The organism is Ideonella sp. (genome assembly GCF_044358605.1).
Classification (GTDB): Bacteria; Pseudomonadota; Gammaproteobacteria; order Burkholderiales; family Burkholderiaceae_C; genus Ideonella.
Genome location: NZ_JBIKNQ010000006.1, coordinates 1 through 23,049 on the forward strand (window position 1 = coordinate 1; position 23,049 = coordinate 23,049).

A 23,049-nucleotide genomic window follows, 5' to 3' on the forward strand; every position below is an offset into this window, starting at 1 on the left:
CAACCATCGAATTCCTCAACGCGCCCTCAACCACCAGACCCCCATCGAGGCCCTGAAAAAATGGCACGCCTCACACCCCAAGCTCTTCACAAAACGTGTGAATGATCTCCCGGGGCTTGACACATAGCTCACATGCAGCTCGCGTTGCAGCAGGCTGCCCATCAGGTTGAGCGCCACCACCGATTTGCCCGTGCCTGGCCCGCCACGCACGATCACCACCTGCTTGCGCTGTTCGGCCCGTTGGGCCACGTGCAAGCAGGTCTCATAGACCACCTTTTGGTCGTCCAGCAGCACAAACTCGGGCTTGCCTTGCAGCAGGGCGCCCACCGCATCTGCCAACACCTTAGAGGGCTTGATGCGCCCGTTTTCAATGGCATAGAGCGTGTGGCGCTGGTCGCCATAACGCACATGCTCGCGGATGAAGCGCTGCAGCTTGGCCTTCTCTTGGGCCAAGAACAGCGGCGCGCGGGCCAGGTGGGCGGCGTAGCTCGGGTGGTCAATCTGCCCGTCGCGGGCGTAGTTGTGCAGGTAGGCACAAGGCTGCAGGCCAATCGGCCCCTCTTGCACCGCTGTGTTGAAGTCCTCCAGATAGGCCGCATAAGACCACGCCTGGTAGCTGGGGTGCAGGCCCTCTGTTTCGCCACTGCGGCCACCACGGTGGGCCCAGACCAAGCCGTCCTTGTCACTCACCCGTGCCTTGGACCATTGCTTCAACTCCACGATCACCACCTTGGGCTGGCGCTGTGCGTCTTGCCCCGTGATCAAGAAGTCAATTCGCTTGGCGCTTTGCGGCAGTTGGTACTCAATGGCTACACCCACGTCGTCGGGGATGTCGTCGTCGTGCAGCACCTTGGCCATTTCCATCAGCGAGTGCTTCCAAGCCGCCATTTGCGGCTGCGCTGCGCCTTGGCCCGCCACCTGGCGCATTTGCTGCAGCAGCACCTGCTCAATATCGTCGTACAGCGCGTGGCGCAAGAACTCGCGCTTGTCAGCTTGGTAGATGATCACAAGCCATCACCTCAATAGGGGTTACAGCGCATCATGCTTGGTGCTGCGGCCCTTGGCCTTGTCCACCGGATAGCGCTGCGCATTGCGGGTGATCTTGGCATGCGCCGCAGCGGGTAAGTCCACCTGCAGGGTGTTGGCCAGTTGCACCAAGTACAGCAGCACATCCGCCATTTCATCCGTCACCGCCGCCAATTGCGCTGGGCTCAGCGCACGGCTTTGCGCCTCCGTCAGCCACTGAAACGGTTCCAGCAACTCCCCCGCCTCCACCGACAAGGCCGAGGCCAAGTTCTTGGGCGAATGAAACTGCGCCCAGTCCCTCTCTTGGGCAAAGTCGGCCAGACGTTGGCTGAGGTGGGCGAGGGTGTCGGGTGGTGTGGGCATGGTGGGCAACAGTAGTTCGTCCAATGTTGTGTTCAGGGGGGTCTAAGCAAAACGACGCGCGTCCTTCTTGAACACATTGGTCCAGTTCCAGTGCAAGAACACGGGTGCAGGAAGTGCTTCGGCGACGACGGGTCGCAGCAAATCCTTGCCGTGATGTTGCAGCTCACCGCTGAGGCCGCGTGAGCCTGCCAGTGCGTGCTCGCTGAAGACCACCTTGAGTGAATCAGGAGCCAGGGTGAAGGCACCCAGGTCAAACAGCTTGTGGTGCAGCGAACAGAGCGAAAGCCCGTTGGTTGTGATGTCGGGCCCACCTACGTTGTGCCATTGAATGTGTGCAGCCTCAAGACCCACCGGTAAATGGCCGAGTCTCAAGTCGAAGCCACAGACGCAGCAGCGGTATTCATAGGCTCGCAGCACCTGGTCTCGAAAGGCCTTGTCGCGCCGTCGCCTGGCTGTTGAGTCATAGCTTGGCGGCTCTTCTTTGGCGAACTGTCCTGGCGGTGTCAGGTCCAGGCCTAAGACGCTGGCGATGTCCTCATGCAGGCTGTCAGGGAAGGTGTTGTCCAGCAGCAATCGAGCCATCTCCACCAGCAATGCGGGATTGCTATGCAAAGCTTGCTCTACGTCCGGGTGCAATCCACCGGTCACTTCAGCGCCGCGAAGGAGAGTCAGGCTAGGTGCCTTGGCTCTTGGATGCTGGGACAGTTCTGCAGGCAGATGCAGTTGCCACAAGTGACCACCACTGTCAGATTGCAGGTGCCAGTAGGGCAAGTGGCGTGTGTTGCGTGCATTGGATGGCCCAAACTCAGTCAGCAACTGACGCAGTGACTCTTCCACTTCGACAAATCCGAACTGCCCAGTGCGGCCGTGCTGCAAGCGCGCCAGCGCTAGCAAGAGCAGCAGTGGTTTGTGAGGGGCGTATCGACCCGCAGTGCTAGGAGCACGTCTCAGGTCATCGAAGAGTCGGCGGACCTCAATACTGCTCAAAACGGTCATGACCAGTACTTCGCCTTTTCCGGAATGATCCAGCGAACACCGCCGCGCGGATCGGGTTGATCCCCGCTGTAGCGTGGAATCAGGTGGATGTGCAGATGTGGCACGGTTTGACCGGCTACAGGGCCGTCATTGACGCCGATGTTGTAACTCTGTGGCGCGTGGCTTACATCAAGCTCGTCATGGGCTTGGTCCAGCAGGGCCAGCAACCCTTGGCACTCATTTGCATTTAACTCAAAAAATGAGGCTATATGGCGTCTCGGAATGATCAATGTGTGTCCAGGCGACACAGGATAAGCATCGCGCGTGACCAAGCCAACTGAATTGCTTGCCAAGATTCTCTGTGGAGGCAAGCTACAAAAGGGGCATTGCATCATTGACGGCATTGCTATCCAAGTGTTGCCTTGTAGGTGGCCGGATCGAGATGAAAGTGGTTTTCGACGGGGCCGGATAGTTCAAAGAATCGAGGACCCACACGGAAGTCAAAGATGCGACAAAGCTTGAATCGCTCGGGCTGGCTGCGGGCAAACTCCAGTTCGTTCTTCGTCACGAAAAAGGGAGTTTCCTCACTGAAGGTGGTGGTCTTTACCTCCAAGAATTGCTTTTCGCCTTGGGGGGTAAAGGACAGCACGTCATAGCCTAGACCATCCCCCTCAGTTACAGAGGCATGCTGGACTTGATCTGCGAGTTGGCCCAAACCAAGCTTCAATAGCCGCCAGCGTTCGTAATCGACGATGAACTTTTCTCCAGCTAAGCCCAAGGTGTGGTTCCGGGTTTCACGTTCCAAGTAGTCACGCTTAACGGGGCGCCTGAGGTAGCCCGGACGGGGCTCATGGGCACGCAGCCTGCGCATGGGAGCAGGTGCCAAGATGCCTGTGAAGTCGTCAGGGGCGTTGGCAACGGCAGGCAGATTGACGGCCGCTTCAGCAGCACGTTCGAGGTCCGGTGAAACATCGAGTAGGCGAGCAACGGCATCTGTCAGCATGTCTGCCTCGGTGTTCTCTGCCGGCAAATACCCGCGAATCCGGGGTAAACCCATACGCATCATGATGGCGCTGACGTTGCGATGCTTGAATTCGATGGCGCCTTCTGAACGTCCATTCAGCAATGGCATCAACGCCTTGCGACGGGCGGACTTGTTATAGGCCTGACCGGTCAACTCCAAGGTCAACATCTGCAAGTACTCGCTGACAAGGATCTCCACTTCTTCGGTGGTCCAAAGTCTGCGATCTCTGTTCGTGTCCACATGGATGTCAGAGCTAGGCCCAACAACCTCGAAATTGAGGTGGCGAAGGAGTCTGACGACAGTTGCCGCGCCTCCTGAAAAGTCTTCGGCCCGAAGCCTACCGTGGGCCGGATGCTGGAGTCCATAAGCCACGCCCACGATGGCTTTAGAGTCGCATAGCACACCGCTAACCGGATGCCGAACGAAGTAGCCGCGGGCTTCTCCAAAACCGAATTGTTCGAGAAATCGCTCTCTACCGAGGTGCTCAAACAAATCCAGTGCCGCCAGGACCGACTGGCGTGTCAATGTGGAGAGAGGCTGGGACATCATCGACTTGCTGCCGCTTGGGTGTGCTCAAAGGCGAGCGTCACTGGGGGGCGGTAGGCCCCGCTTGCTCAAGCAGTTGCTCAATCCGTGCTTGAAGACCACCGAGTTGGGTGGTGACGACTGACCAGACGATCGTGGGGTCAACATCCGCATAGGCGTGAATCAGGATGTTGCGCAGAGCCACGGCTCTTGGCAGATCAGGCACTGTGTTGGCTAGGCTGGGCGCCAGCTTTCTGAACTGGTTCAGTGCTTCACCAAGGATCTCTAATTGCCGTTCCACAGCAGAACGCAGCAGATCATCGTGAACGTAATCGTCAAACGATTTGCCTGCAATGAATCGCTGGGCAGCCTGCGCTGCTTGGCTCGCGTCCCAGAGAAACTTGGCCTGCTCAGGCACCATAGACCGTCACCCGCTCCGCATCGACCCGCTGGCGCAAGTAAGGGTTGCGCAGTGCGTGTTCGGTGAGCAAATCGACGGGGCGCTGGAACATGGATTCCAGGCCGTCTTTCAGGGTGAAGAAGGCGTCGGCGACGCGATCTGTGGGCAGGTCACCAAAGGTGACGATGAAATCCAGGTCGCTGCGCTCAGGCGAGAAATCAGCGCGTGTGGCCGAGCCAAACAATTCGAGTCGGCGCGCGCCGTGGCGCTGGCACAGCAGTGCCAGCTCGGGTCGGCGGTCTAGAACGAATTGCGGTAAGGCCATGGCCTGGATTCAAGCTGCAGCCAGCGAATTCGTCAAGCGTCGATATTCGCCGCCCTCAACGCATTCGTCTCAATGAAGTCGCGCCGTGGTTCCACCTCGTCGCCCATCAGCATGGTGAAGACCTTGTCGGCTTCGATGGCGTCTTCGATCTGCACGCGCAGCAGGCGGCGCACGGTGGGGTCCATGGTGGTTTCCCAGAGCTGGCTGGGGTTCATCTCGCCCAGGCCTTTATAGCGCTGGCGGCCCACGGCGTTTTCGGCTTGGGTCATAAGCCAGGCCATGGCGGCGCGGAAGTCGTTGCCGCAGGCGTTTTCTTTTTGCTTCTCGCCTTCGCCGCGTTTGACCACAGCGTCGTTGCTCAGCAGGCCCTTGAAGGTGCGGCCTGCGGTGGCCAGGGCTTCGTAGTCGCCGCCGTGCACAAAGTCGGGGGTGATGACGCTGCTCTTGATGTTGCCGTGGTGGCGGCGGCTGATGCGCAGCAGCTGCTTGTCGGTGCGCTCGTCAAACACGGCGTCCACGTCGGCAGTGCTGCCAATCTGCAGCAGCGCGGCCTTCAGCGCGCTGGCGCTGGTGGCGGCGTGGGCGGCATCGTCCAGGTTGAGGGTCAGGCCGTCGGAGATGGCGCGCAGGGCTTCCACGTCCATCCAGTTGCTCAGGCGGTTGATGACGCTGGTGGCGGTGACATAGGCGCGGGCCAGCTCGTTCAGGGCTTCGCCTTGCAGCACGGGGCGGCCTTCGCCCGGCTCAATGGCGGCACCGTCCAGGGCCACGCGCATCAGGTAGGCGTCCAGCTCGTTGCCGTCTTTGAGGTACTGCTCGTGCTTGCCTTGCTTAACCTTATAGAGCGGCGGCTGGGCAATGTAGATGTGGCCGCGCTCGACCAAGTCCGGCATTTGGCGGTAGAAGAAGGTCAGCAGCAGGGTGCGGATGTGGGCGCCGTCCACGTCCGCGTCGGTCATGATGATGATGCGGTGGTAACGCAGTTTGTCGGGGTTGAAGTCGTCACCCCCCATGCCTTTGCCAATGCCCGTGCCCAGCGCAGTGATCAGCGTGAGAATTTCATTGCTGGTCAAAAGCTTTTCGTAGCGGGCTTTCTCGACGTTCAGGATCTTGCCGCGCAGCGGCAGGATGGCCTGGAACTTACGGTCGCGGCCCTGCTTGGCAGAGCCACCGGCGGAGTCACCCTCCACGATGTAGATTTCGCAGAGCGCTGGGTCTTTTTCTTGGCAATCGGCCAGCTTGCCGGGCAGGCCCATGCCGTCGAGCACGCCTTTGCGGCGGGTCATCTCGCGGGCTTTGCGGGCGGCCTCGCGGGCGCGGGCGGCATCCACAATCTTGCTGCAGATGATCTTGGCGTCGTTGGGGTTCTCCAGCAGCCAGTCGGTCAGCAGGCGGCTGACGATGTCTTCCACCGGGGCGCGCACTTCAGAGCTGACGAGCTTGTCTTTGGTCTGGCTGCTGAACTTGGGCTCAGGCACTTTGACGCTGACCACGCAGGCCAGGCCTTCGCGCATGTCGTCGCCGCTGACGTCGACCTTGGCCTTCTTGGCCAGCTCGTTGTCTTCGATGTATTTGTTGATGACGCGGGTCATCGCGGCGCGCAGGCCGGTCAGGTGGGTGCCGCCGTCACGCTGGGGGATGTTGTTGGTGAAGCAGAGCACGTTCTCGCTGAAGGAGTCGTTCCACTGCATGGCCACTTCCACGCCCACATTGGTGCCTTGCTCAGAGACTTTGTCGCCCACGGCATGGAAGATGTTGGGGTGCAGGACTTTTTTGCCCTTGTTCACAAACTCCACAAAGCCTTTGACGCCACCGGCGTAGGCGAAGTTGTCTTCTTTGTTGTTGCGCTCGTCGATCAGGCGGATCTTGACGCCGTTGTTCAAGAAGGAGAGTTCGCGCAGTCGCTTGGCCAGGATGTCGTAGTGGAACTCGTTGTTCTCTTTGAAGATCTCGGTGTCGGGCAAGAAGTGCACTTCGGTGCCGCGCTTCTCGGTGTCGCCGGTGATGCGCATGGGGCTGGTCATGGCGCCGTCGCGCTCTTCGAGCACGCGGTCTTGCGGCACGCCTTGCTTGAAGTCGATCTGGTGGACCTTGCCGTCGCGCCGCACCACCAGGCGCAGCCATTTGGAGAGCCCGTTCACGCAAGACACGCCCACGCCGTGCAGGCCGCCCGAGACCTTGTAGCTGTTCTGGTTGAACTTGCCGCCAGCGTGCAGCTCGGTCAGGGCAATTTCAGCGGCACTGCGCTTGGGCTCGTGCTTGTCGTCCATCTTCACCCCGGTGGGGATGCCGCGGCCGTTGTCGGTGACGCTGATGGAGTTGTCGGTGTGGATGGTGACGACGATGTCGTCGCAATGGCCGGCCAGAGCTTCGTCGATGGAGTTGTCCACCACTTCGAAAACGAGGTGGTGCAGGCCGGTGCCATCGGATGTGTCGCCGATGTACATGCCGGGGCGCTTGCGCACGGCCTCCAGGCCTTCCAGGATCTGAATGCTGCCTTCGCCATAGGCCGCGCTGGCCTCGTTGCCGGTGGAGGCCGCTTGGCCTTCAGCAGAGGGCACCTCGCGGCGGGTTACGCCATCGTCGCCGGGTTGGCCAGCAGGGTTTTGCGAGGGGTTCTGGGAGTCACTCATGGGGGTCTATCTCGGCGTTAGGGCGCTTGGGCGGGTGCAAAAAGCGGCCCTTTTGAAACAGCGAAGCGGGCAACTGGGCCCGCTGTTGGTCAACTTAGTGGAGCGCGTTAAATGCGCATCGGCATCACCACATACTTGAAGCCCGGTTGCTCGGGCACGGTGATGAGGGCGGCGGAGGCGCCGTCGTGCAGCTCCAGCCTCACCATCTCTTGGCTGATGTTGGCCAGGGCATCCATCAGGTAGGTGACGTTGAAACCGATCTCGATGGCCGGGCCGTCGTAGTCGATCTCAATCTCTTCTTTGGCTTCTTCTTGCTCGGCATTGCTGGAGGCAATGCGCAAGACGCCTGGGTCCACGTTCACGCGCACGCCCTTGAACTTTTCGCTCGTCAAGATGGCGGCGCGCTGCAGGCTGGACAGCAGGGTCTGGCGGCCCAGGGTGATGATGTTCTGGTGGTTCTTGGGGATGACGCGGTTGTAGTCGGGGTACTTGCCCTCGACCAGCTTGGTCACAAACTCCATGCCACTGAAGATGAACTTGGCCTGGTTGCCGGCAAAGCGCATCTCGATCTGGTCGTCGGCGCCGCTCTTGCCGTCTTTGAGCAAGCGCATCAGCTCCAGCACCGTCTTGCGGGGCAAGATCACCTCTTGCTTGGGGATGTCGGCTTCCAGCTCGGCTTGCGCCAGGGCCAGGCGGCTGCCGTCGGTGGCCACCAGGGTCAGGGTCTTGCCCTCGGCCACAAACAAGATGCCGTTGAGGTAGTAGCGAATGTCGTGCACCGCCATGGCGATGTGGACTTGGTCGATCAGGCTCTTGAGCGTTTTTTGCGGCACGCTGAAGGCGGGGCCGAAATCAACCGCCTCATTCACCAGGGGGTAGTCCTCGGGCGGCAGCGTCTGCAGCGTGAAGCGGCTCTTGCCGCCTTGCAAAGTGAGCTTGGAGGCATTGGCCGTCAGGCTCACCACCTGGTCGGCGGGCAAGGTCTTGAGGATGTCGATGAGCTTGCGCGCACCCACCGTGGTGCTGAAGGTACCCGCGTCGCCACCCAGCGTGGCATTGGTGCGCACCTGGATCTCCAGGTCAGAGGTCGTGAGCTCGATGTTCTCGCCGGTTTTGCGCATCAGGACATTGGCGAGGATGGGCAGCGTGTGGCGCCTCTCCACGATGCCGGCCACCGCTTGCAGGGCGCCGAGCAGGTCTTGTTGTGCGGCTTTCAGAACGATCATGTGATCCTCAATCGCGAGTAAGAGCGAAAACGCATTTTCGCTTGTTTTTCAAGGATTTACGCGGGTGGATTCCGGTTCCAAAAATCCGGGTGCGCCAAGTTTCCAGCGCAGCCGACGCCGGGCCGCCCCAAGGCGGCTGCGCCAACCCGCTCGGCGGGTGGATTTTTGTTCCAAAAATCCGGGTGCGCCATTTACCCTTTGAGGGTCTGCTCCAGCACATGCAGCTGCTGGTTCAGCTCGGTGTTCTTCTGGCGCTCGCCACCGATCTTGCGCACGGCGTGCAGCACAGTGGTGTGGTCGCGGCCGCCAAAGAGCTCGCCAATCTCGGGCAGGCTTTTTTGGGTGAGCTCCTTGGCCAGGTACATGGCAATCTGGCGCGGCCGGGCAATGCTGGCCGGGCGCTTTTTGCTGTACATGTCGGCGACTTTGATCTTGTAGAAGTCGGCCACCGTTTTTTGGATGTTCTCCACCGAGATCTGCCGGTTTTGGATGGACAGCAGGTCTTTGAGCGCCTCGCGGGCCAGGTGGATGGTGATCTCTTTGTGGCTGAACTTGGCGTAGGCCAGCACTTTGCGCAGGGCGCCTTCGAGTTCGCGCACATTGGCGCGCACGTTCTTGGCCACAAAAAACGCCACGTCTTCAGGCAGTGGCGTGCCCTCGGCCTTGGCCTTGCTCAGCAAGATGGCCACCCGCATTTCCAGCTCGGGCGGCTCGATGGCCACGGTCAGGCCGCTGTCAAACCGGCTGGTCAGGCGCTCATCAATGTCCACCAGCCCCTTGGGGTAGGTGTCACTGGTCATGATGATGTGCGCCTTCTTGGCCAGCAGGGCTTCAAAGGCGTTGAAGAACTCTTCTTGGGTGCGCTCTTTGCCGGCAAAGAACTGCACGTCGTCGATCAGCAGCAGGTCGAGCTGGTGGTACTTGGCCTTCAGCTCGTCAAAGGTTTTGCGCTGGTAGTTCTTGACGACGTCGGAGATGAACTGCTCGGCGTGCAGATAAAGCACGCGGGCGTTGGGGTTGTCTTTGAGGAGCTGGTTGCCCACGGCATGCACCAAGTGGGTTTTGCCCAGGCCCACGCCGCCGTAAATGAACAGCGGGTTGTACATGGCGCCGGGCGCACCGGCCACATGCAGGGCTGCTGTGCGGGCCATTTGGTTGGCGCGGCCGGCCACCAGGGTGTCAAAGGTCAGCACCGGGTTGAGCCGGTGGCGGTTGGTCACCGGGGCCTGCGGCAGGGTGCCGGTGCGGGCGGGCTCGGTGGCGTCATGGGCCGGGGGCTCGTCGGCACCGCCGATGCTGCCTTGGCTGGGCACCGGCACGGCCTGCTGGCTGGCCACGGCCATGGCATTAGCCAGCACGCGGGCGGCGCTGTGCGGGCGGCTGGGCAGCGGGCGCACGCCCGTGGCCACAGGGGCCTCACGCGGGGCCAGGGCCAGCTCTAGGCGCACCGGCTTACCGGCGAGTTCACCCAGCACCGCTTCAATGCGGGGGCTGTACTGCGAGCGGATCCAGTCGAGCTTGAATCGATTGGGCACGCGCACGCACGCCACCAAGCCCTCGGCGCCGGCATCAGAGATGTCGGCAGGGGGCAGTGGGCGGATCCAGGTCAGGAATTGCTGTTCAGGCAGTTCGGCTGCGAGTCGGTCGCAAGCACGCTGCCAGAGGTCTAGGCTCATTGTGGACAAGTTCTTTTAGAGCGGGCGGATTCTATGCGCGGTTTGCGCCTCCCAGGACGAGGTTATCCACAGTTTTTGGCCGCAGGTCAAGTCGGTTTAACAATGGTTGCTAAAGTAGCCCTCAGGTCACAGAGGTTTGACCGGCCGTCCAGAATTTGCTTTAATAGTGGGTTTCCCGGAGCGCGGGAGGGCTTAGCTTTGACGTTTGAGCCCTGGCAGGGGTTCGGCATTGCAGGTGTACAGGCTTTTGGGCTGTGTGCGTGTGCAAGGGTCAGGGCCTTCGTCGCTGTGCTCGGGTGGGGTGGGCCTGTTGTTGGCCACACCTGTTCCCTATTTTCTTTCAAGGTATAGATCCATGAAGCGCACCTATCAGCCTTCCAAGGTCCGCCGCGCCCGTACGCACGGCTTCCTCGTCCGCATGAAGACCCGTGGTGGCCGTGCTGTGATCGCCGCGCGCCGCGCCAAGGGCCGCAAGAAGCTGTCGCAGGTCTGACCTTCGCGTCATGATCGGCCGCATCGTGCGTCCGGCCGATTTCGAACGTGTGCTGTCCGCGCATCAGCGGTCAAAGAGCACTCACTTCGCTGTTCACTACGTGGCTGGCGTGCCCTCGCTGGCTGGCCCAGTGAAGGCGGAGGCGGCTGATCCACCGGTTTTCCCACCCTTGTCCACCGAGTTATCCATAGGTGAGCTGCCCGTCAGCACCCCTGCTGTGGATGATGCAGGTCAATGGTTGGGCTTGGTGGTGCCCAAGCGGCACGCCAAGCGCGCGGTCACACGCACGCTCATCAAGCGCCAGGTGAAGGCGGCCATGGCTTTGCATGCCTCTGAACTGCCCGCAGGTTTGTGGGTGGTTCGTTTGCGGGCGCCGTTTGATCGGCAACAGTTCCCCAGCGCTGCTTCGGCCGCGCTGCGCGCGCTTGCGCGCGAGGAACTCGCCACGTTGTTCCACCGCGCTGCGCATTCGCCGCTGCCACCCAGCTCAGGCCGCAAGCCTTTTGGCGGGCGGGGCAAGGGCAAGGCGGCTGGGGCAGGTGTTCCAGATGTCGCCGCGTCCTGACACTCACGACTTTGCGTGGCGTGACTGGCCTCGTCGGCTGGTCGCGCTGCCGGTGCGTGGGTATCGCTTTTTTCTCAGCCCCTGGCTGGGCAGCGCCTGCCGCTTTGAGCCCACCTGCTCGCGCTATGCCTTGCAAGCGCTGGAGCAACACGGCGCCTTGGCCGGTAGCTATTTGATGACGGCACGCTTGCTGCGCTGCCACCCCTGGTGCGATGGCGGGCGCGACGACGTGCCGCTCGCGCGCCCCCGTCTCTTCTCCCATTTGCTGGCCCAAGCCAGCCGCCCCGCGGCGGCCGAGGCGCAAGCCAGCGCAGATTCCTTGACTTCTTTTTCCAGGCCTAAGCCATGACCGATATGCGCCGCACCCTTTTGTGGGTGGTGTTCACGATGTCACTTCTCATGTTGTGGGATGGGTGGAACCGGCACACCGGCCAGCCCACCCTCTTCGGTGCACCGGTGGCCACGACGGCCGCTGGCCCGGCGGCGGCAAGTGCTGCGGGGGCTGCGGCCGCTGCAGGCGGCGCCACGGCCGCAACCCCGCCTACGTCACCTTCCGGCCAGCCGGCTGAGCAGATTGTGGTGAGCACCGATGTGCTGAAGGTGACCCTGGATGGCAAGGGCGGCGACATGCGCCGCGCCGAGCTGCTGGGCTACCCCGACAGCGTGGACCCAACGCGCAACACGTTGCTGATGGACACCAGCGCCGAGCGTACCTACTTGGCGCAAACGGGCTTGATCTCGACCGTGGCCGGTGGCCCGGCGCTGCCTAACCACTTCACGGTGATGACGGCCCAGCCTGGCGAGCGCACTCTGAAAGATGGCGCCAACGAGGTGGTGGTGCGCTTTGAGTCGCCCGAAGTGGGCGGCGTGAAGCTGGTCAAGACTTACACCTTCAAGCGTGGCCAATACACCGTGGCCGTCAAGCATGAAGTGGTGAACGTCAGCGCCGCGCCGGTGCAGCCGCGTCTGTATCTGCAACTGCAGCGCGACGGCAACGCCCCTGCGGGTGAGTCGGCGTTCTATTTCACCTTCACCGGCCCAGCCGTCTATACCGACGAGAAGAAGTTCGAAAAGGTCGAGTTCAAGGACATCGAGAAGCGCGCTCCGAACGACAAGCCCGGCCACAACACCAGTTCCAACGACGGTTGGGTGGCGATGGTCCAGCACTACTTCACCTCCGCCTGGTTGGTGGCCCCTGGCTCGCCACGCGAGTTCGCCAGCCGCAAGCACCCCAGCGTGCCCAACTTGTATGAAGTGGCCATGCTGCAAGACCTGGGTGCCATTGCGCCCGGGGCGACCAAGGCCCACGAGTCCACCCTGTTTGTGGGCCCGCAAGAGGAAAAGAAGCTCGCCGCCTTGGCCCCCGGCCTGGAGCTGGTGAAGGACTACGGCTGGTTCACCATCCTGGCCAAGCCCATGTTTGCCGTCTTGCACTGGCTGCATAGCGTGCTGGGCAACTGGGGTTGGTCCATCGTGGCCCTGGTGGTGCTGCTGAAGATTGCTTTCTATTGGCTCAATGCCAATGCCTATAAGTCCATGGCCAAGATGAAGGCGGTCAACCCGCGCATCATGGAGCTGCGTGAGCGCATGAAGGACAAGCCGCAAGAGATGCAGCAAGAGATGATGCGCATCTACCGCGAAGAAAAGGTCAACCCCATTGGCGGCTGCCTGCCTATCTTTGTGCAGATGCCTTTCTTCATTGCGCTGTACTGGGTGCTGCTGTCCACCGTGGAGATGCGCGGCGCACCCTGGGTGGGCTGGATCGTGGACCTCTCGGCCAAGGACCCGTACTTCATCCTGCCCATCTTGATGACGCTCTCCAGCTTGTTGCAAGTCTGGCTGCAGCCCGCACCGGCAGACCCGCTGCAGGCCAAGATGATGTGGCTGATGCCCTTGATGTTCAGCTTCATGTTCTTCTTCTTCCCAGCGGGCCTGGTGCTCTACTGGTTGGTGAACAACCTGCTGTCGATTGCCCAGCAGTGGGTGATCAACCGGCAGATGGGCGTGAACTGACGGCAGCTTCCTGCCCCTCCCCCAAAACCCCCAGTGGCTCGCAAAGCCCTGGGGGTTTTTGCTAGGTGTCCAGGCCTCAAGTGCGGACTCTGTAGGACGAAATCATGACCCTGGGCCTGTGAAGGCCCTCCCCTTCTATGCGGGGAATTGGTCGGCTTGGCGCCTCCCACTGAGGTGACCTGCCCGCCAGGAGGGTGAGCGGGCGTCAGGCCTTGAAGCCACGCACCGCCACCCTCCCTCCGCGCCAAATGCCGCGTATCCCTTGCTGCCTGAGGTGCGGCGTGAGCCTGAGCCTCAGCCTGAGCATTGCGGCCACCTGGGGTGTCATTTTTTTCACATTTCGAGTTGGCACCCCTCATCTTTCTGCCTGACCGGACGTAAGCAGTTGCATCTGGGTCGTTTGTCTTGAATGGGAGTAGCAGCATGGGAGTGTCAAAGTCTTTGGCCGCTCTGGGCGGTGTGGCCATGGTGGCTGGGGCTGCCTGGGTGGGCAGCGGCGTGTGGGCGGGCATGAAGGCCGAAGACGCCTTGAAAACGCTGCACACCGCCCCCCAAAAACCGGGTACGGCCTGGAAGATCACCCAGCTCAAGCATGAGCGCGGGCTGCTCACCTCCAAAGGCGAGGCGGAGGTCAGCTTCACGCCGGGCTGTGCAGCCGATGTGGGCGAGGACGACAAGTTGAGCGTCAAGATTGCCTACAACCTGGCCCACCTGCCCATGCCGACGGGCGCGGCTAGGTTTGACTGGCAAGCCACGCCCCAAGGCGACACGGCCGATGCTTTCAAGGAACTCTTTGGCTCCGCCAATGCCTTGACCGGCGCAGGCTCGGTGGGCATGACCGGCGCGGTCTACACCGACATGAAGTTGCCCGAAGTCTCGATGCGCAAGTCGCGCGAATCGGTGCAGATCACACCATCCACGGGCTTCTTGCGCGTGAAGGACAAGTCGCTGGGCTTTGGCTGGAAGATGGAGCGTGCCGTGGTGCGCAGCAGCGGCGAGGCTGTTGAAGTCAAGGACATCGTCTTGGATGTAGATCTGGACAACCGCTTTCTGGGCACCGGCAGCGCCCGCTTTGCGATGGCCCATGTCAGCACCAGCGCCGGCACCATGGAAGGCTTTGAGCTGACCTCCAAGGCCTCGGAAAAGGGTGACCGCCTGGACTTCACCTTCACGCCGTCCATCAAGAAGATCGAGGCTAAGGGGCAGGTGCTGTCCGACATGGCTTTGGAGATGGCCGTGAAGGGCCTGGACACCAAGAGCATTGAAACCATCAGCACCTTGTTTGACGCGAGCTGCGGCCTGGACGCCATGACCGCCGATGAAAGCAAGCGCCTGGGCGAAGCCCTGAACACCGTGCTGACCAAGGGGTTCACCATGGGCATTCCCACGCTCAAGGGCAAGGCCAAGGAAGGCAAGATCGACGGCGAGTTGCTGGTGGATGTGCAGGCTGCCAAGGGCGGCAAGCCCTCTTTGGAAGCTCAGCTCAAGTCCAACGGCCGCTTGGATGTGGGCGGACAAGCCCTGACGGACGAGCAGCGCAAGATGGCTGTGGCCATGGGCGCGGCCGTCGAGCATGGCGACGGCCTGCGCGCCAGCTTTGAGTATGCCGACGGCCTGCTCAAGCTCAATGGCCGGTCTATCGACGCTTCGGGCTTCCAGGCGGCGCTGCGCAACGCTGACCAGGCCATTGCCGTGGCAATGCAGACCTTGAACTCGCACACCCAGGTGGCGAAGGCGCCCGCCCCAGCCCCTGAGCCGAAGGAAGAAATCATCGCCGAAGCCCCGGCTCAAGCGCCTTCCGCTCCAGTGCCGACTGAAGCACTGGTGGCCCCGGCTGCGACAGCTCCCGTGGCCGCCGCCGCGCCTGCCGTGAGTGCCGAATGCGAGACGCTGAACGTCTGTGTGGCGCAGAGCTTAGCCGCCGCCAAAGCCACAGATGTGGACGCCGTGCGCAAGATCGCCAGCCGCATTGATGCCCTGCCCAAGCCAGACCTGGGCAACAAGGCCGTGGCCCGCCAGCTCAACACGGCTGCGCTGGAGTCCTTGAAGAAGGAAGACTTTGCGGGCGCCGTGGCCCAGCTGCGCCAGGCGCAAAAAGAGAACCCCCGTGATGTGGAGATCGCTGGCAACCTCGGCTTTGCCTTGGTGAAGGCCGGGCAGGCTGGTGAAGCGCAAAACGTGTTGCAAGCCGCGCTGGTGCTGGACCCCCGCCGCACTTCCACCTGGACGCCCTTTGCCGAATCGCTGGCCCTGGGTGGCAAGGCGGAAGACGCCAAGGCCGCGTTGTGGGTGTCCTTCCAGTGGTCGGGCAACCGCGAGAAGTCGCTGGCCTTCTACCAAGACCGCGCCGCCAAAGAGAGCAACCCGCTGCTCAACGCGCTCTACACCCACATGGCCAAGGTGGCAGCGGCGGCCATGGCGGCCCAGCCGGTGGCCACGCTCTGAGCGCCACGCGATAGCGGACAATCGCGGCTGTGTCACTCAGCCGCCATCAAGACCCTATCGTCGCCATCGCCACGGCACCCGGACGCGGTGCCGTGGGCATTGTGCGAGCCTCTGGCCGCGACCTTCAGCCGCTCATCGATGCGCTGATTGGCGCGCCCTTGGCGCCCCGCCAAGCGCGCTATGGGGCCTTCAAGACGGCGGAGGGCGAGGCCATCGACCATGGTCTCGCTTTGTACTTTCCGGCGCCGCACAGCTACACCGGCGAGGCCGTGTTGGAGCTACAAGCCCACGGCGGCCCGGTGGTGCTGCAACTGCTGTTGGCGCGCTGCCTAGAGGCCGGTGCGGCGATGGGCCTGCGGCTGGCCGAGCCCGGCGAATTCACGCTGCGCGCCTATCTGAACGACAAGCTGGACTTGGCCCAAGCCGAGGCCGTGGCCGACCTGATCGACGCCAGCACCGAGGCCGCCGCCCGTTCGGCCAGCCGCTCTTTAGGCGGCGCGTTCTCCAAACAGATCGACGCCCTGGCCGAGCGCATCGTCAACCTGCGCATGCTGGTCGAAGCGACGCTGGATTTCCCCGAAGAGGAAATCGACTTTCTGGAAAAGGCCGATGCACGCGGCAAGCTGCAGCGCATCGTGCAGCAGTTGCACACCGTGCAAGGCCAAGCCCGCCAAGGGGCTCTGCTGCGCGAAGGCCTGCGGGTGGTGTTGGCCGGGCAGCCCAATGTGGGCAAGAGCTCGCTGCTCAATGCGCTGGCGGGGGCGGAGCTGGCCATCGTCACCCCCATTGCAGGCACCACACGCGACCGGGTCAGCGAGACCATTCAGATCCAAGGCGTGCCCGTCCATGTGACGGACACGGCCGGCTTGCGGGACGACGATGAAGCCAGCGACGAAGTTGAGCGCATTGGTGTGGCGCGCAGCTGGGAGTCCATCGCCAGTGCCGATGCCGTGTTGTTTTTGCACGATTTAACGCGCTTGCAGCAGCCCGACTACCAAGCTGCTGAAGCTCGCATCGCGCAGAGACTCTCGCAGGTCGACCCTAGCCGCTTGATCCAGGTCTACAACAAGGCCGACGCCCCCCAAGACGCGGCCCATGTGGCGCAGGCACACAGCCAAGGCGGCACGGTGCTGACCCTGTCGGCCCGCACGGGCCAAGGCCTGGAGGCCTTGCGGCAGATGTTGCTGGAGCGCGCGGGCTGGCAGGCTGCACCTGAAGGCGTGTTCATTGCCCGCAGCCGCCATGTGAATGCGCTGGCCCGCGCTGGGGAACACCTGGGCTTGGCGGCAGAGCATGCGGCGCAGGCCGATGCAGCGCTGGACTTGTTCGCAGAAGAGCTGCGCCTGGCCCACCAAGCCCTGCAGGAGATCACCGGCCGCTTCAGTGCCGACGATCTCCTGGGTGAAATCTTCACGCGCTTTTGCATCGGCAAATAGGCAAACTCTCGCGCCTTGCCCGGTGCGTCAGCACCTCACGCCGCGCCGACCCCCCAGTGAGGTGCTTGCGGCGCGGGGGACGCGCTGCTCATAATTGCCCCCAACGTTCGCCCTGGGCATGCACATCTTTGCGTGCCGCAGGTCGAGCATGGGGTTTGTGAGGGAGCCAAAATGGCATTCGACCAGGTGATTCAAGCGGTGCAATCGCTCAACGCGGAAGACAGCTTCAGGCCGCGTTTGGACGCGCGGCAATGGCAGTTGTTTGGCGAGTATTTCAACGAGGTGAGCTTGCGCTCGGGCGAGGTGCTGGTGAAGTACCGCGACATGGAGCGCACGGTTTACTTCCTAGAGCAAGGCACGCTGCAGGTCTATGTGCCGGCACCGCCGCAATCGGGCCGGCGCCCGGTGGCGATTCTGCGCCCTGGTTCCGTCGTGGGTGAGGCGGCGATGTTCGGTGATTCACCGCGCATGGCCCAAGTCGAGGCCATGTCGCCCTGCACCGCCTGGGCGCTGCCCCGCCACCGCTTTGATGAAATGACCCTGCGTCAGACCGCTTTGGCCATGGAGGTCATGCGCAGCCTGGGCGCGGTGATGGTGGCCCGGATGCAGGCCAATCTGGAGCGTGGTTTGCCGATGGCCTGAGGGCGAGGCCCCGGCAGCCCTGCACCTGCTCAACCCGTCAGCAGCTTCTTTTCGGCCAGCGCCAGTTGCTCGGGCTTGCCGGCCAGCACCAAGGTGTCGCCACCGGCCAGCACCAGCTCGTCTTGCGGGTCGATCACTCGCCCGTCGGTGCGGCGCACTGACACCACGTTCACACCCAGCACATGCAGGGCTTGGTCCGCCACGGTCCGCCCCACGCAAGCGGCGGCCAGCGGCAGGGGCACGCTGTGCAGCCGCGCTTGCTCAAGCTCTTCAGAGGTGTCGTCGTCGGCGCCGTGGAAGTAGCCGCGCAGCAGGCTGTATCGGGCGTCTCGCGCGTCGCGGGTGAGGCGGATCACCCGCCGCATGGGCACGCCCACCAAGGCCAGCGCATGGCTGGCCAGCATCAGCGAGCCCTCCACAGCTTCGGGCACCACCTCGGTGGCGCCAGCGGCGCGCAGTTTCTCAAGGTCGGTGTCGTCGATGGTGCGCACCACCACCGGCACCTGCGGCGCGTGCTCGCGCACCTGCTGCAAGATCTTCAGCGCCGAGGGCGTGTCGTGATAGCTGATGACCACTGCGCTGGCGCGGGCCAGGCCGGCCGCCATCAGACTTTGCAGGCGGGCTGCATCCCCAAACACCACGCTTTGCCCGGCGGCAGCGGCTTGGCGCACGCGGTCCGGGTCCAGGTCCAGCGCCATGTAGGGAATGGCTTCCTTCTCGAGCAAGCGCGCCAGGTTTTGGCCGCTGCGGCCGTAGCCGCAGATGATCACATGCGCTTCGGTGCGCATGGCCTTTTTGGCGATGGTGGTCAAGGCCACCGACTGCAGCATCCAATCGCTGGCCGCCAAACGCACCACGATGCGGTCGGCGTGCATGATGATGAAGGGCGTAGCCAGCATGGACAGCACCATGGAGGCCAGCACCGGGCTCATCCACTGCGGTGCAATCAGTTGGTGCTCGGCCCCCAGCGTCAGCAGCACAAAGCCGAACTCACCGGCTTGGGCCAGGTACAGGCCGGTGCGGATGGCCACGCCCGTGGGGGCTTTGAAGGCCCAGGCCAAGCCCGTCACCAGCACGGCCTTGGCCACCACGGGCACCGTGGTGAGCAGCAGCACCAAGAACCATTCATCCAGCACCGGGCGCCAGTCCAGCTTCATGCCGATGGTGATGAAGAACAGGCCCAGCAGCACGTCATGGAAGGGGCGGATGTCGGTTTCCACCTGATGCTTGAACTCGGTTTCGGCAATCAGCATGCCCGCCACAAAGGCGCCCAGCGCCAGCGACAGCCCGGCATGTTCGGTGAGATAGGACAGGCCCAGCGTCACCAGCAACACGTTCAAGACGAACAGCTCTTCGCTCTTGCGACGGGCCACCAGCGTCAGCCACCAGCGCATGACACGCTGGCCTCCTACCAGCAACACCGTCAGCAGCAGGGTGGCCTTGAGCAGGGCCAGCGCCATGGAGCTCATCATGTCCTCGGGCGAGGAGTTGAGCGCGGGGATCAGCACCAACAGTGGCACCACGGCCAAGTCTTGAAACAGCAGCACGCCGATCACGCGCTTGCCATGCTGGCTTTCCAGCTCCAGCCGCTCAGACATCATCTTGACAACGATGGCGGTGGAGGACATGGCCATGGCACTGCCCAGCACCACCGCACCTTGCCAGCCCAGCTCCCAAGGGCGGGTGGCATAACTGAAGAGCCAGATCAAGGCCGTGTTGCCCAGCAGTGCGCCCAGCATGGTCAGCATCACCTGGCTCAGCCCCAGGCCAAACACCAGGGTGCGCATGCTGCGCAGCTTGGGCAGGTTGAACTCCAGCCCAATGACGAACATCAGAAAGACCACACCGAACTCGGCCAGGTACTTCACCCCGGCGGAGTCCTTGGCCAGAGCCAGGGCATTGGGGCCGATCAACACGCCCACCACCAGATAACCCAGCATGGGCGGCAGGCGCATCAGGCGGCAGGCGACCACGCCGGCCACGGCGGCAATCAGGTAGAGCAGCACCAATTCAAGCGTCGAGGCCAATCCAAATGTCCTTTTCTTGCTGCCTTCTAGAATCCCCCTATTCTCAATCAGACTCCTGCCTGTGAAACCACTCACCGCACAAGAAGCCGATCGCGCCTTGCAACTGGCGCGCAGCACCATTGATATCGAGGCGCAAGCCTTGCTGGGTGTGCGCGACCTGCTGGGCCAGGATTTTGTGCAGGCGGTGCAGGCCATCCTGAACATTCGCGGCCGGGTGGTGGTGATGGGCATGGGCAAAAGCGGCCATGTGGGCCGCAAGATCGCGGCCACTTTGGCCTCGACGGGTACACCGGCCTTCTTTGTCCACCCCGGTGAGGCCAGCCATGGCGACCTGGGCATGGTGGCGTCGGGGGACGTGGTGCTGGCCATCTCCAACTCCGGAGAGAGCGACGAGATCAACGCTATCTTGTCGGGCTTGCGCCGCTTAGATGTGGTCTTGGTGGCGCTGACCGGGCGTCCGCAGTCCACCTTGGCCACCCATGCCGACCATGTGCTGCTGTGCACGGTGCAGCAAGAGGCCTGCCCCCTGAACTTGGCCCCCACGGCCAGCACCACGGCGCAAATGGCGCTGGGCGACGCGCTGGCGGTGGCCTTGCTGGATGCGCGCGGCTTCAGAGAAGAAGACTTCGCACGCTCTCACCCCGGTGGGGCGCTGGGCCGCAAGCTGCTGATGCATGTGCGCGACCTGATGCGCGCGGGCGAACAAGTGCCGCGCGTGCGCGCCGACGCCGCGTTTTTGGACATGGTTCACGAGATGTCTCAAAAGGGCTTGGGCGCCACGGCCGTGGTGGAGGCCGTCGAGGGCGGCGACCGCATTCTGGGCATCTTCACCGACGGCGACTTGCGCCGCTTGATCGAAACCGGCGCCGACCTCCGGGCGCTGAAGGCCAGCGAGGTCATGTTCGCCCGGCCCAAGACGGTGCGCGCCGACGCACTGGCCGCCGAAGCCGCCACCGTGATGGAGCAACACCGCATCACCAGCTTGCTGGTGGTGGACGAGGCGGACCGCCTGTGCGGCGCCATCAACACCAACGACCTGATGCAGGCCAAGGTGATTTAAGAGACTGCGATGCACGAGATCACCACCCCCGCTCTGCGGTTTGAACCCGAGTTGTTGCTCAAGGCCCAGGGCCAAGGCCTGGGCGTCAAGCTGGCCATTTTTGATGTGGATGGCGTGTTGACGGATGGGCGGCTCTACATTGGCGAAACCGGCGAGAGCTTCAAAGCCTTTCACGCGCTGGATGGCCATGGTTTGAAGTTGCTGGCGCAGGGCGGCATCTTGCCGGTGGTGATCACCGGGCGCGACTCCCCCGCCGTGCGCCGCCGCGTGGCGGACCTGGGCCTGACCCATGCGCTGTTTGGCGTCAGCGACAAGCTGGCAGCGGCCCAACCCCTGCTCGACGCTCAAGGCATTGACTGGGCCGATGTGGCCGCCATCGGTGACGACTGGCCCGACCTGCCGCTGCTGTGCCGGGCCGGCTTTGCGGCCGCCCCGGCCAATGCCCACCCAGAGGTCACGGCCGTGGCCGACCACGTCAGCGCCTTGCGCGGTGGGGAGGGCGCGGCGCGTGAGTTCTGCGACTTGCTGCTGGTGGCGGCGGGCCGCTATGAGCGGCTGCTGCGCGGCCATCTGCAGACCTTGGATGGCCGCTGAGCGGCCGGCTGCATGAACCACCCCCTGCATCTGCCCGACCTGCCGGAGGTGCCCGCCTCGCTCAGCGAGCCGCCGGCGGCAGGGCCAGGGCAGCGCCGCCGCGTGGTGCACTGGCCAACCCGGCTCAAGGGCCTGCTGGCGACCTATCTGCCCTTGATGTTGATGGCCCTGCTGGCGCTGGGCACCTGGTGGCTGGTCAAGAACGCACCCAAGCCCATCGGCCCGGCGGCCGAAAAAGTGTTGCGCCATGAACCCGACTACACCATGGCCACCTTCAGCATTGAGCGCTTCGATGCCCAAGGGCGCCCCACTGACCGCCTGATGGGCGAAAAACTGCGCCACTACCCGGACACCGACGAGATCGAGATCGACATCGTGCATCTCATTGCCACCGGCGAAGACGGCCGCGTCACCCATGCCACCGCCCAGCGAGCCGTAGCGCTGGGCGACGGCTCGCAGGTGCGGCTGGAGGGCGGCGCCAAGGTGGTCAGCACCGGCGCTGAGGGCGACGTGGTGCAGATCGAAGGGGATCGCCTGATCGCCTATCTCAAAGAGCGCCGCATGGTGGCCGACAAGCCCGTGCGCGTGCGCCAAGGCCAGAGTGAGTTCCTGGCCGACGCGCTGGACTTTGACCAAACTCAGGGCCAGTTGCTGCTGCACGGGCGGGTCCAAGCCCGCCTGCAGCCCCGCTTGGCCACTGCCCCCCGAAAGCCTTGATGAACAACGCCCCTGCGGTTTCGCCCCGCCCTTTGGTCTTCATCACCGGGGCCTCCAGCGGCATTGGCCAGGCCTTGGCGCTGCAGTTTGCGCGGTCGGGCTGGCGCTTGGCCTTGGTGGCTCGCCGCGTTGAAGTGTTGCGTGAGTGGGCACTTGCTCAGGGTTTAACCCCCGATCAATGCTGGGTCACGGCCGCTGATGTGCAAGACGTCAACAGCATCGTGGCGGCTGGGCAGCGCTGTTTGGCCGAGTGCGGCGTGCCCGACGCCGTCATTGCCAATGCCGGCATCAGCGTGGGCATGGATACCGCCATCCGCGAAGACCTGGACGTGATGCGCGACACCTTCGCCACCAACAACCTGGGTTTGGCCGCGACCTTCCATCCGTTTGTGGCGCCCATGCGCGAGCGCCGCAGCGGCCGCCTGGTGGGCGTGGCCAGCGTGGCCTCCATCCGAGGCTTGCCGGGTCACGGCGCCTATTGCGCCAGCAAATCAGCCGTGGTGGCTTACTGCGAGAGCCTGCGCGGCGAGTGCCGCCCGTTTGGCGTGAAGGTGGTGACCCTGGTGCCGGGCTACATCGCCACGCCGCTGACGGCGTCCAATACCTATCCCATGCCGTTCTTGATGCAGCCCGAGGACTTTGCCCAAAAAGCCTTTGAGGCGATCACCGCGGGCAGCAGCTACCGCGTCATCCCCTGGCAAATGGGCGTGGTGGCCAAGCTGATGCGCCTGCTGCCCAACCCGGTGTTTGATGCGCTGTTTGCCGGGCGGGGCCGCAAAAAGCGACGCGGCGAAACCTGATTCCATTTCTAAATCATCCGTGTCCTTGTTGCTCCGCCTCGCCGTGCACCAGCACTGTCTTCGGCGTCGCGCCTAGACACGAAT

Annotated in this window: 22 protein-coding genes; 11 read left to right on the plus strand and 11 right to left on the minus strand. The window is 63.2% G+C overall.

Annotation, left to right across the window (positions count from 1 at the left end):
• Positions 1-15: 15 nt before the first annotated feature.
• From ACIQ3Q_RS03380 to dnaA, 10 genes are all read right to left on the minus strand, one after another.
• Positions 16-1,008 (minus strand): DNA/RNA helicase domain-containing protein, encoded by a 993-nt coding sequence (locus ACIQ3Q_RS03380; RefSeq protein WP_396267566.1) that lies wholly within the window; start codon positions 1,006-1,008, stop codon positions 16-18.
• A gap of 21 nt (positions 1,009-1,029) precedes the next feature.
• Complete coding sequence (locus ACIQ3Q_RS03385; RefSeq protein ID WP_396267567.1) at positions 1,030-1,389, minus strand: nucleotide pyrophosphohydrolase; 360 nt, start codon at positions 1,387-1,389, stop codon at positions 1,030-1,032.
• A gap of 42 nt (positions 1,390-1,431) precedes the next feature.
• Positions 1,432-2,385, minus strand: a complete 954-nt coding sequence (locus ACIQ3Q_RS03390) for a phosphorothioated DNA-binding restriction endonuclease (RefSeq protein WP_396267568.1) — start codon at positions 2,383-2,385, stop codon at positions 1,432-1,434.
• Positions 2,382-2,768: an HIT family protein gene (locus tag ACIQ3Q_RS03395; protein ID WP_396267569.1), complete on the minus strand. Its 387-nt coding sequence runs from the start codon at positions 2,766-2,768 to the stop codon at positions 2,382-2,384. Before ACIQ3Q_RS03395 ends, ACIQ3Q_RS03390 begins: the two co-directional genes overlap by 4 nt.
• 2 nt (positions 2,769-2,770) lie before the next feature.
• Positions 2,771-3,934, minus strand: coding sequence for a DUF3883 domain-containing protein (locus ACIQ3Q_RS03400; RefSeq protein ID WP_396267570.1), 1,164 nt, complete (start codon positions 3,932-3,934; stop codon positions 2,771-2,773).
• Between the two features lie 40 nt (positions 3,935-3,974).
• A complete protein-coding gene (locus ACIQ3Q_RS03405) occupies positions 3,975-4,334 on the minus strand; it encodes a DUF86 domain-containing protein (protein ID WP_396267571.1) in 360 nt (119 codons plus the stop codon).
• Positions 4,324-4,638 (minus strand): nucleotidyltransferase family protein, encoded by a 315-nt coding sequence (locus tag ACIQ3Q_RS03410; RefSeq protein WP_396267572.1) that lies wholly within the window; start codon positions 4,636-4,638, stop codon positions 4,324-4,326. Before ACIQ3Q_RS03410 ends, ACIQ3Q_RS03405 begins: the two co-directional genes overlap by 11 nt.
• A 32-nt stretch (positions 4,639-4,670) precedes the next feature.
• Positions 4,671-7,271 (minus strand): DNA topoisomerase (ATP-hydrolyzing) subunit B, encoded by a 2,601-nt coding sequence (gene gyrB / locus ACIQ3Q_RS03415; RefSeq protein ID WP_396267573.1) that lies wholly within the window; start codon positions 7,269-7,271, stop codon positions 4,671-4,673.
• 107 nt (positions 7,272-7,378) lie between these two features.
• Positions 7,379-8,497: a DNA polymerase III subunit beta gene (gene dnaN / locus ACIQ3Q_RS03420; protein ID WP_396267574.1), complete on the minus strand. Its 1,119-nt coding sequence runs from the start codon at positions 8,495-8,497 to the stop codon at positions 7,379-7,381.
• 191 nt (positions 8,498-8,688) lie between these two features.
• Positions 8,689-10,173, minus strand: coding sequence for a chromosomal replication initiator protein DnaA (gene dnaA / locus ACIQ3Q_RS03425; RefSeq protein WP_396267575.1), 1,485 nt, complete (start codon positions 10,171-10,173; stop codon positions 8,689-8,691).
• A 355-nt stretch (positions 10,174-10,528) separates the two neighbouring features.
• Between dnaA and rpmH the strand changes: the two genes are divergently transcribed.
• From rpmH to ACIQ3Q_RS03460, 7 genes are all read left to right on the plus strand, one after another.
• The gene (gene rpmH / locus ACIQ3Q_RS03430; protein ID WP_210805824.1) at positions 10,529-10,666 is read left to right on the plus strand and encodes a 50S ribosomal protein L34; all 138 of its coding nucleotides are present in this window, start codon (positions 10,529-10,531) and stop codon (positions 10,664-10,666) included.
• Between the two features lie 10 nt (positions 10,667-10,676).
• Positions 10,677-11,231 carry a ribonuclease P protein component gene (locus ACIQ3Q_RS03435; RefSeq protein ID WP_396267576.1) on the plus strand — a complete coding sequence of 185 codons (555 nt, stop codon included), beginning with the start codon at positions 10,677-10,679 and terminating at the stop codon, positions 11,229-11,231.
• Positions 11,215-11,580, plus strand: a complete 366-nt coding sequence (gene yidD / locus ACIQ3Q_RS03440) for a membrane protein insertion efficiency factor YidD (RefSeq protein ID WP_396267577.1) — start codon at positions 11,215-11,217, stop codon at positions 11,578-11,580. The genes ACIQ3Q_RS03435 and yidD overlap by 17 nt, the downstream gene beginning before the upstream one ends.
• Positions 11,577-13,244 (plus strand): membrane protein insertase YidC, encoded by a 1,668-nt coding sequence (gene yidC / locus ACIQ3Q_RS03445; RefSeq protein WP_396267578.1) that lies wholly within the window; start codon positions 11,577-11,579, stop codon positions 13,242-13,244. The genes yidD and yidC overlap by 4 nt, the downstream gene beginning before the upstream one ends.
• 423 nt (positions 13,245-13,667) lie before the next feature.
• Positions 13,668-15,689: a DUF945 family protein gene (locus ACIQ3Q_RS03450; RefSeq protein WP_396267579.1), complete on the plus strand. Its 2,022-nt coding sequence runs from the start codon at positions 13,668-13,670 to the stop codon at positions 15,687-15,689.
• A 29-nt stretch (positions 15,690-15,718) separates the two neighbouring features.
• Positions 15,719-17,125: a tRNA uridine-5-carboxymethylaminomethyl(34) synthesis GTPase MnmE gene (gene mnmE, locus ACIQ3Q_RS03455; RefSeq protein ID WP_396267580.1), complete on the plus strand. Its 1,407-nt coding sequence runs from the start codon at positions 15,719-15,721 to the stop codon at positions 17,123-17,125.
• Positions 17,126-17,296: 171 nt separating this feature from the next.
• On the plus strand, positions 17,297-17,767 hold the full coding sequence (locus ACIQ3Q_RS03460; protein ID WP_396267581.1) for a Crp/Fnr family transcriptional regulator: 471 nt from the start codon (positions 17,297-17,299) through the stop codon (positions 17,765-17,767).
• Positions 17,768-17,796: 29 nt separating this feature from the next.
• Here ACIQ3Q_RS03460 and ACIQ3Q_RS03465 read toward each other — a convergent pair whose 3' ends face one another.
• Positions 17,797-19,794, minus strand: coding sequence for a monovalent cation:proton antiporter-2 (CPA2) family protein (locus tag ACIQ3Q_RS03465; RefSeq protein WP_396267582.1), 1,998 nt, complete (start codon positions 19,792-19,794; stop codon positions 17,797-17,799).
• A gap of 61 nt (positions 19,795-19,855) precedes the next feature.
• Between ACIQ3Q_RS03465 and ACIQ3Q_RS03470 the strand changes: the two genes are divergently transcribed.
• From ACIQ3Q_RS03470 to ACIQ3Q_RS03485, 4 genes are read left to right on the plus strand one after another with little or no spacing between them, the layout of a single operon-like run.
• Entirely contained in the window at positions 19,856-20,854 is a 999-nt protein-coding gene (locus ACIQ3Q_RS03470) for an SIS domain-containing protein (protein WP_396267583.1), read from the plus strand.
• A 9-nt stretch (positions 20,855-20,863) separates the two neighbouring features.
• The gene (locus tag ACIQ3Q_RS03475; protein ID WP_396267584.1) at positions 20,864-21,448 is read left to right on the plus strand and encodes a KdsC family phosphatase; all 585 of its coding nucleotides are present in this window, start codon (positions 20,864-20,866) and stop codon (positions 21,446-21,448) included.
• A gap of 12 nt (positions 21,449-21,460) precedes the next feature.
• Positions 21,461-22,165, plus strand: coding sequence for an LPS export ABC transporter periplasmic protein LptC (gene lptC / locus ACIQ3Q_RS03480; RefSeq protein WP_396267585.1), 705 nt, complete (start codon positions 21,461-21,463; stop codon positions 22,163-22,165).
• A complete protein-coding gene (locus tag ACIQ3Q_RS03485) occupies positions 22,165-22,965 on the plus strand; it encodes an SDR family oxidoreductase (protein WP_396267586.1) in 801 nt (266 codons plus the stop codon). The genes lptC and ACIQ3Q_RS03485 overlap by 1 nt, the downstream gene beginning before the upstream one ends.
• The last annotated feature ends 84 nt before the right edge of the window (positions 22,966-23,049 follow it).

Bases quoted from the DNA above. Each gene is read 5' to 3' on its own strand.
- ACIQ3Q_RS03385 (WP_396267567.1), bottom strand. From the start codon at position 1,389: ATGCCCACACCACCCGACACCCTCGCCCACCTCAGCCAACGTCTGGCC.
- ACIQ3Q_RS03390 (WP_396267568.1), bottom strand. From the start codon at position 2,385: ATGACCGTTTTGAGCAGTATTGAGGTCCGCCGACTCTTCGATGACCTG.
- ACIQ3Q_RS03395 (WP_396267569.1), bottom strand. From the start codon at position 2,768: ATGCCGTCAATGATGCAATGCCCCTTTTGTAGCTTGCCTCCACAGAGA.
- ACIQ3Q_RS03400 (WP_396267570.1), bottom strand. From the start codon at position 3,934: ATGTCCCAGCCTCTCTCCACATTGACACGCCAGTCGGTCCTGGCGGCA.
- ACIQ3Q_RS03405 (WP_396267571.1), bottom strand. From the start codon at position 4,334: ATGGTGCCTGAGCAGGCCAAGTTTCTCTGGGACGCGAGCCAAGCAGCG.
- ACIQ3Q_RS03410 (WP_396267572.1), bottom strand. From the start codon at position 4,638: ATGGCCTTACCGCAATTCGTTCTAGACCGCCGACCCGAGCTGGCACTG.
- gyrB (WP_396267573.1), bottom strand. From the start codon at position 7,271: ATGAGTGACTCCCAGAACCCCTCGCAAAACCCTGCTGGCCAACCCGGC.
- dnaN (WP_396267574.1), bottom strand. From the start codon at position 8,497: ATGATCGTTCTGAAAGCCGCACAACAAGACCTGCTCGGCGCCCTGCAA.
- dnaA (WP_396267575.1), bottom strand. From the start codon at position 10,173: ATGAGCCTAGACCTCTGGCAGCGTGCTTGCGACCGACTCGCAGCCGAA.
- rpmH (WP_210805824.1), top strand. From the start codon at position 10,529: ATGAAGCGCACCTATCAGCCTTCCAAGGTCCGCCGCGCCCGTACGCAC.
- ACIQ3Q_RS03435 (WP_396267576.1), top strand. From the start codon at position 10,677: ATGATCGGCCGCATCGTGCGTCCGGCCGATTTCGAACGTGTGCTGTCC.
- yidD (WP_396267577.1), top strand. From the start codon at position 11,215: ATGTCGCCGCGTCCTGACACTCACGACTTTGCGTGGCGTGACTGGCCT.
- yidC (WP_396267578.1), top strand. From the start codon at position 11,577: ATGACCGATATGCGCCGCACCCTTTTGTGGGTGGTGTTCACGATGTCA.
- ACIQ3Q_RS03450 (WP_396267579.1), top strand. From the start codon at position 13,668: ATGGGAGTGTCAAAGTCTTTGGCCGCTCTGGGCGGTGTGGCCATGGTG.
- ACIQ3Q_RS03460 (WP_396267581.1), top strand. From the start codon at position 17,297: ATGGCATTCGACCAGGTGATTCAAGCGGTGCAATCGCTCAACGCGGAA.
- ACIQ3Q_RS03475 (WP_396267584.1), top strand. From the start codon at position 20,864: ATGCACGAGATCACCACCCCCGCTCTGCGGTTTGAACCCGAGTTGTTG.
- lptC (WP_396267585.1), top strand. From the start codon at position 21,461: ATGAACCACCCCCTGCATCTGCCCGACCTGCCGGAGGTGCCCGCCTCG.
- ACIQ3Q_RS03485 (WP_396267586.1), top strand. From the start codon at position 22,165: ATGAACAACGCCCCTGCGGTTTCGCCCCGCCCTTTGGTCTTCATCACC.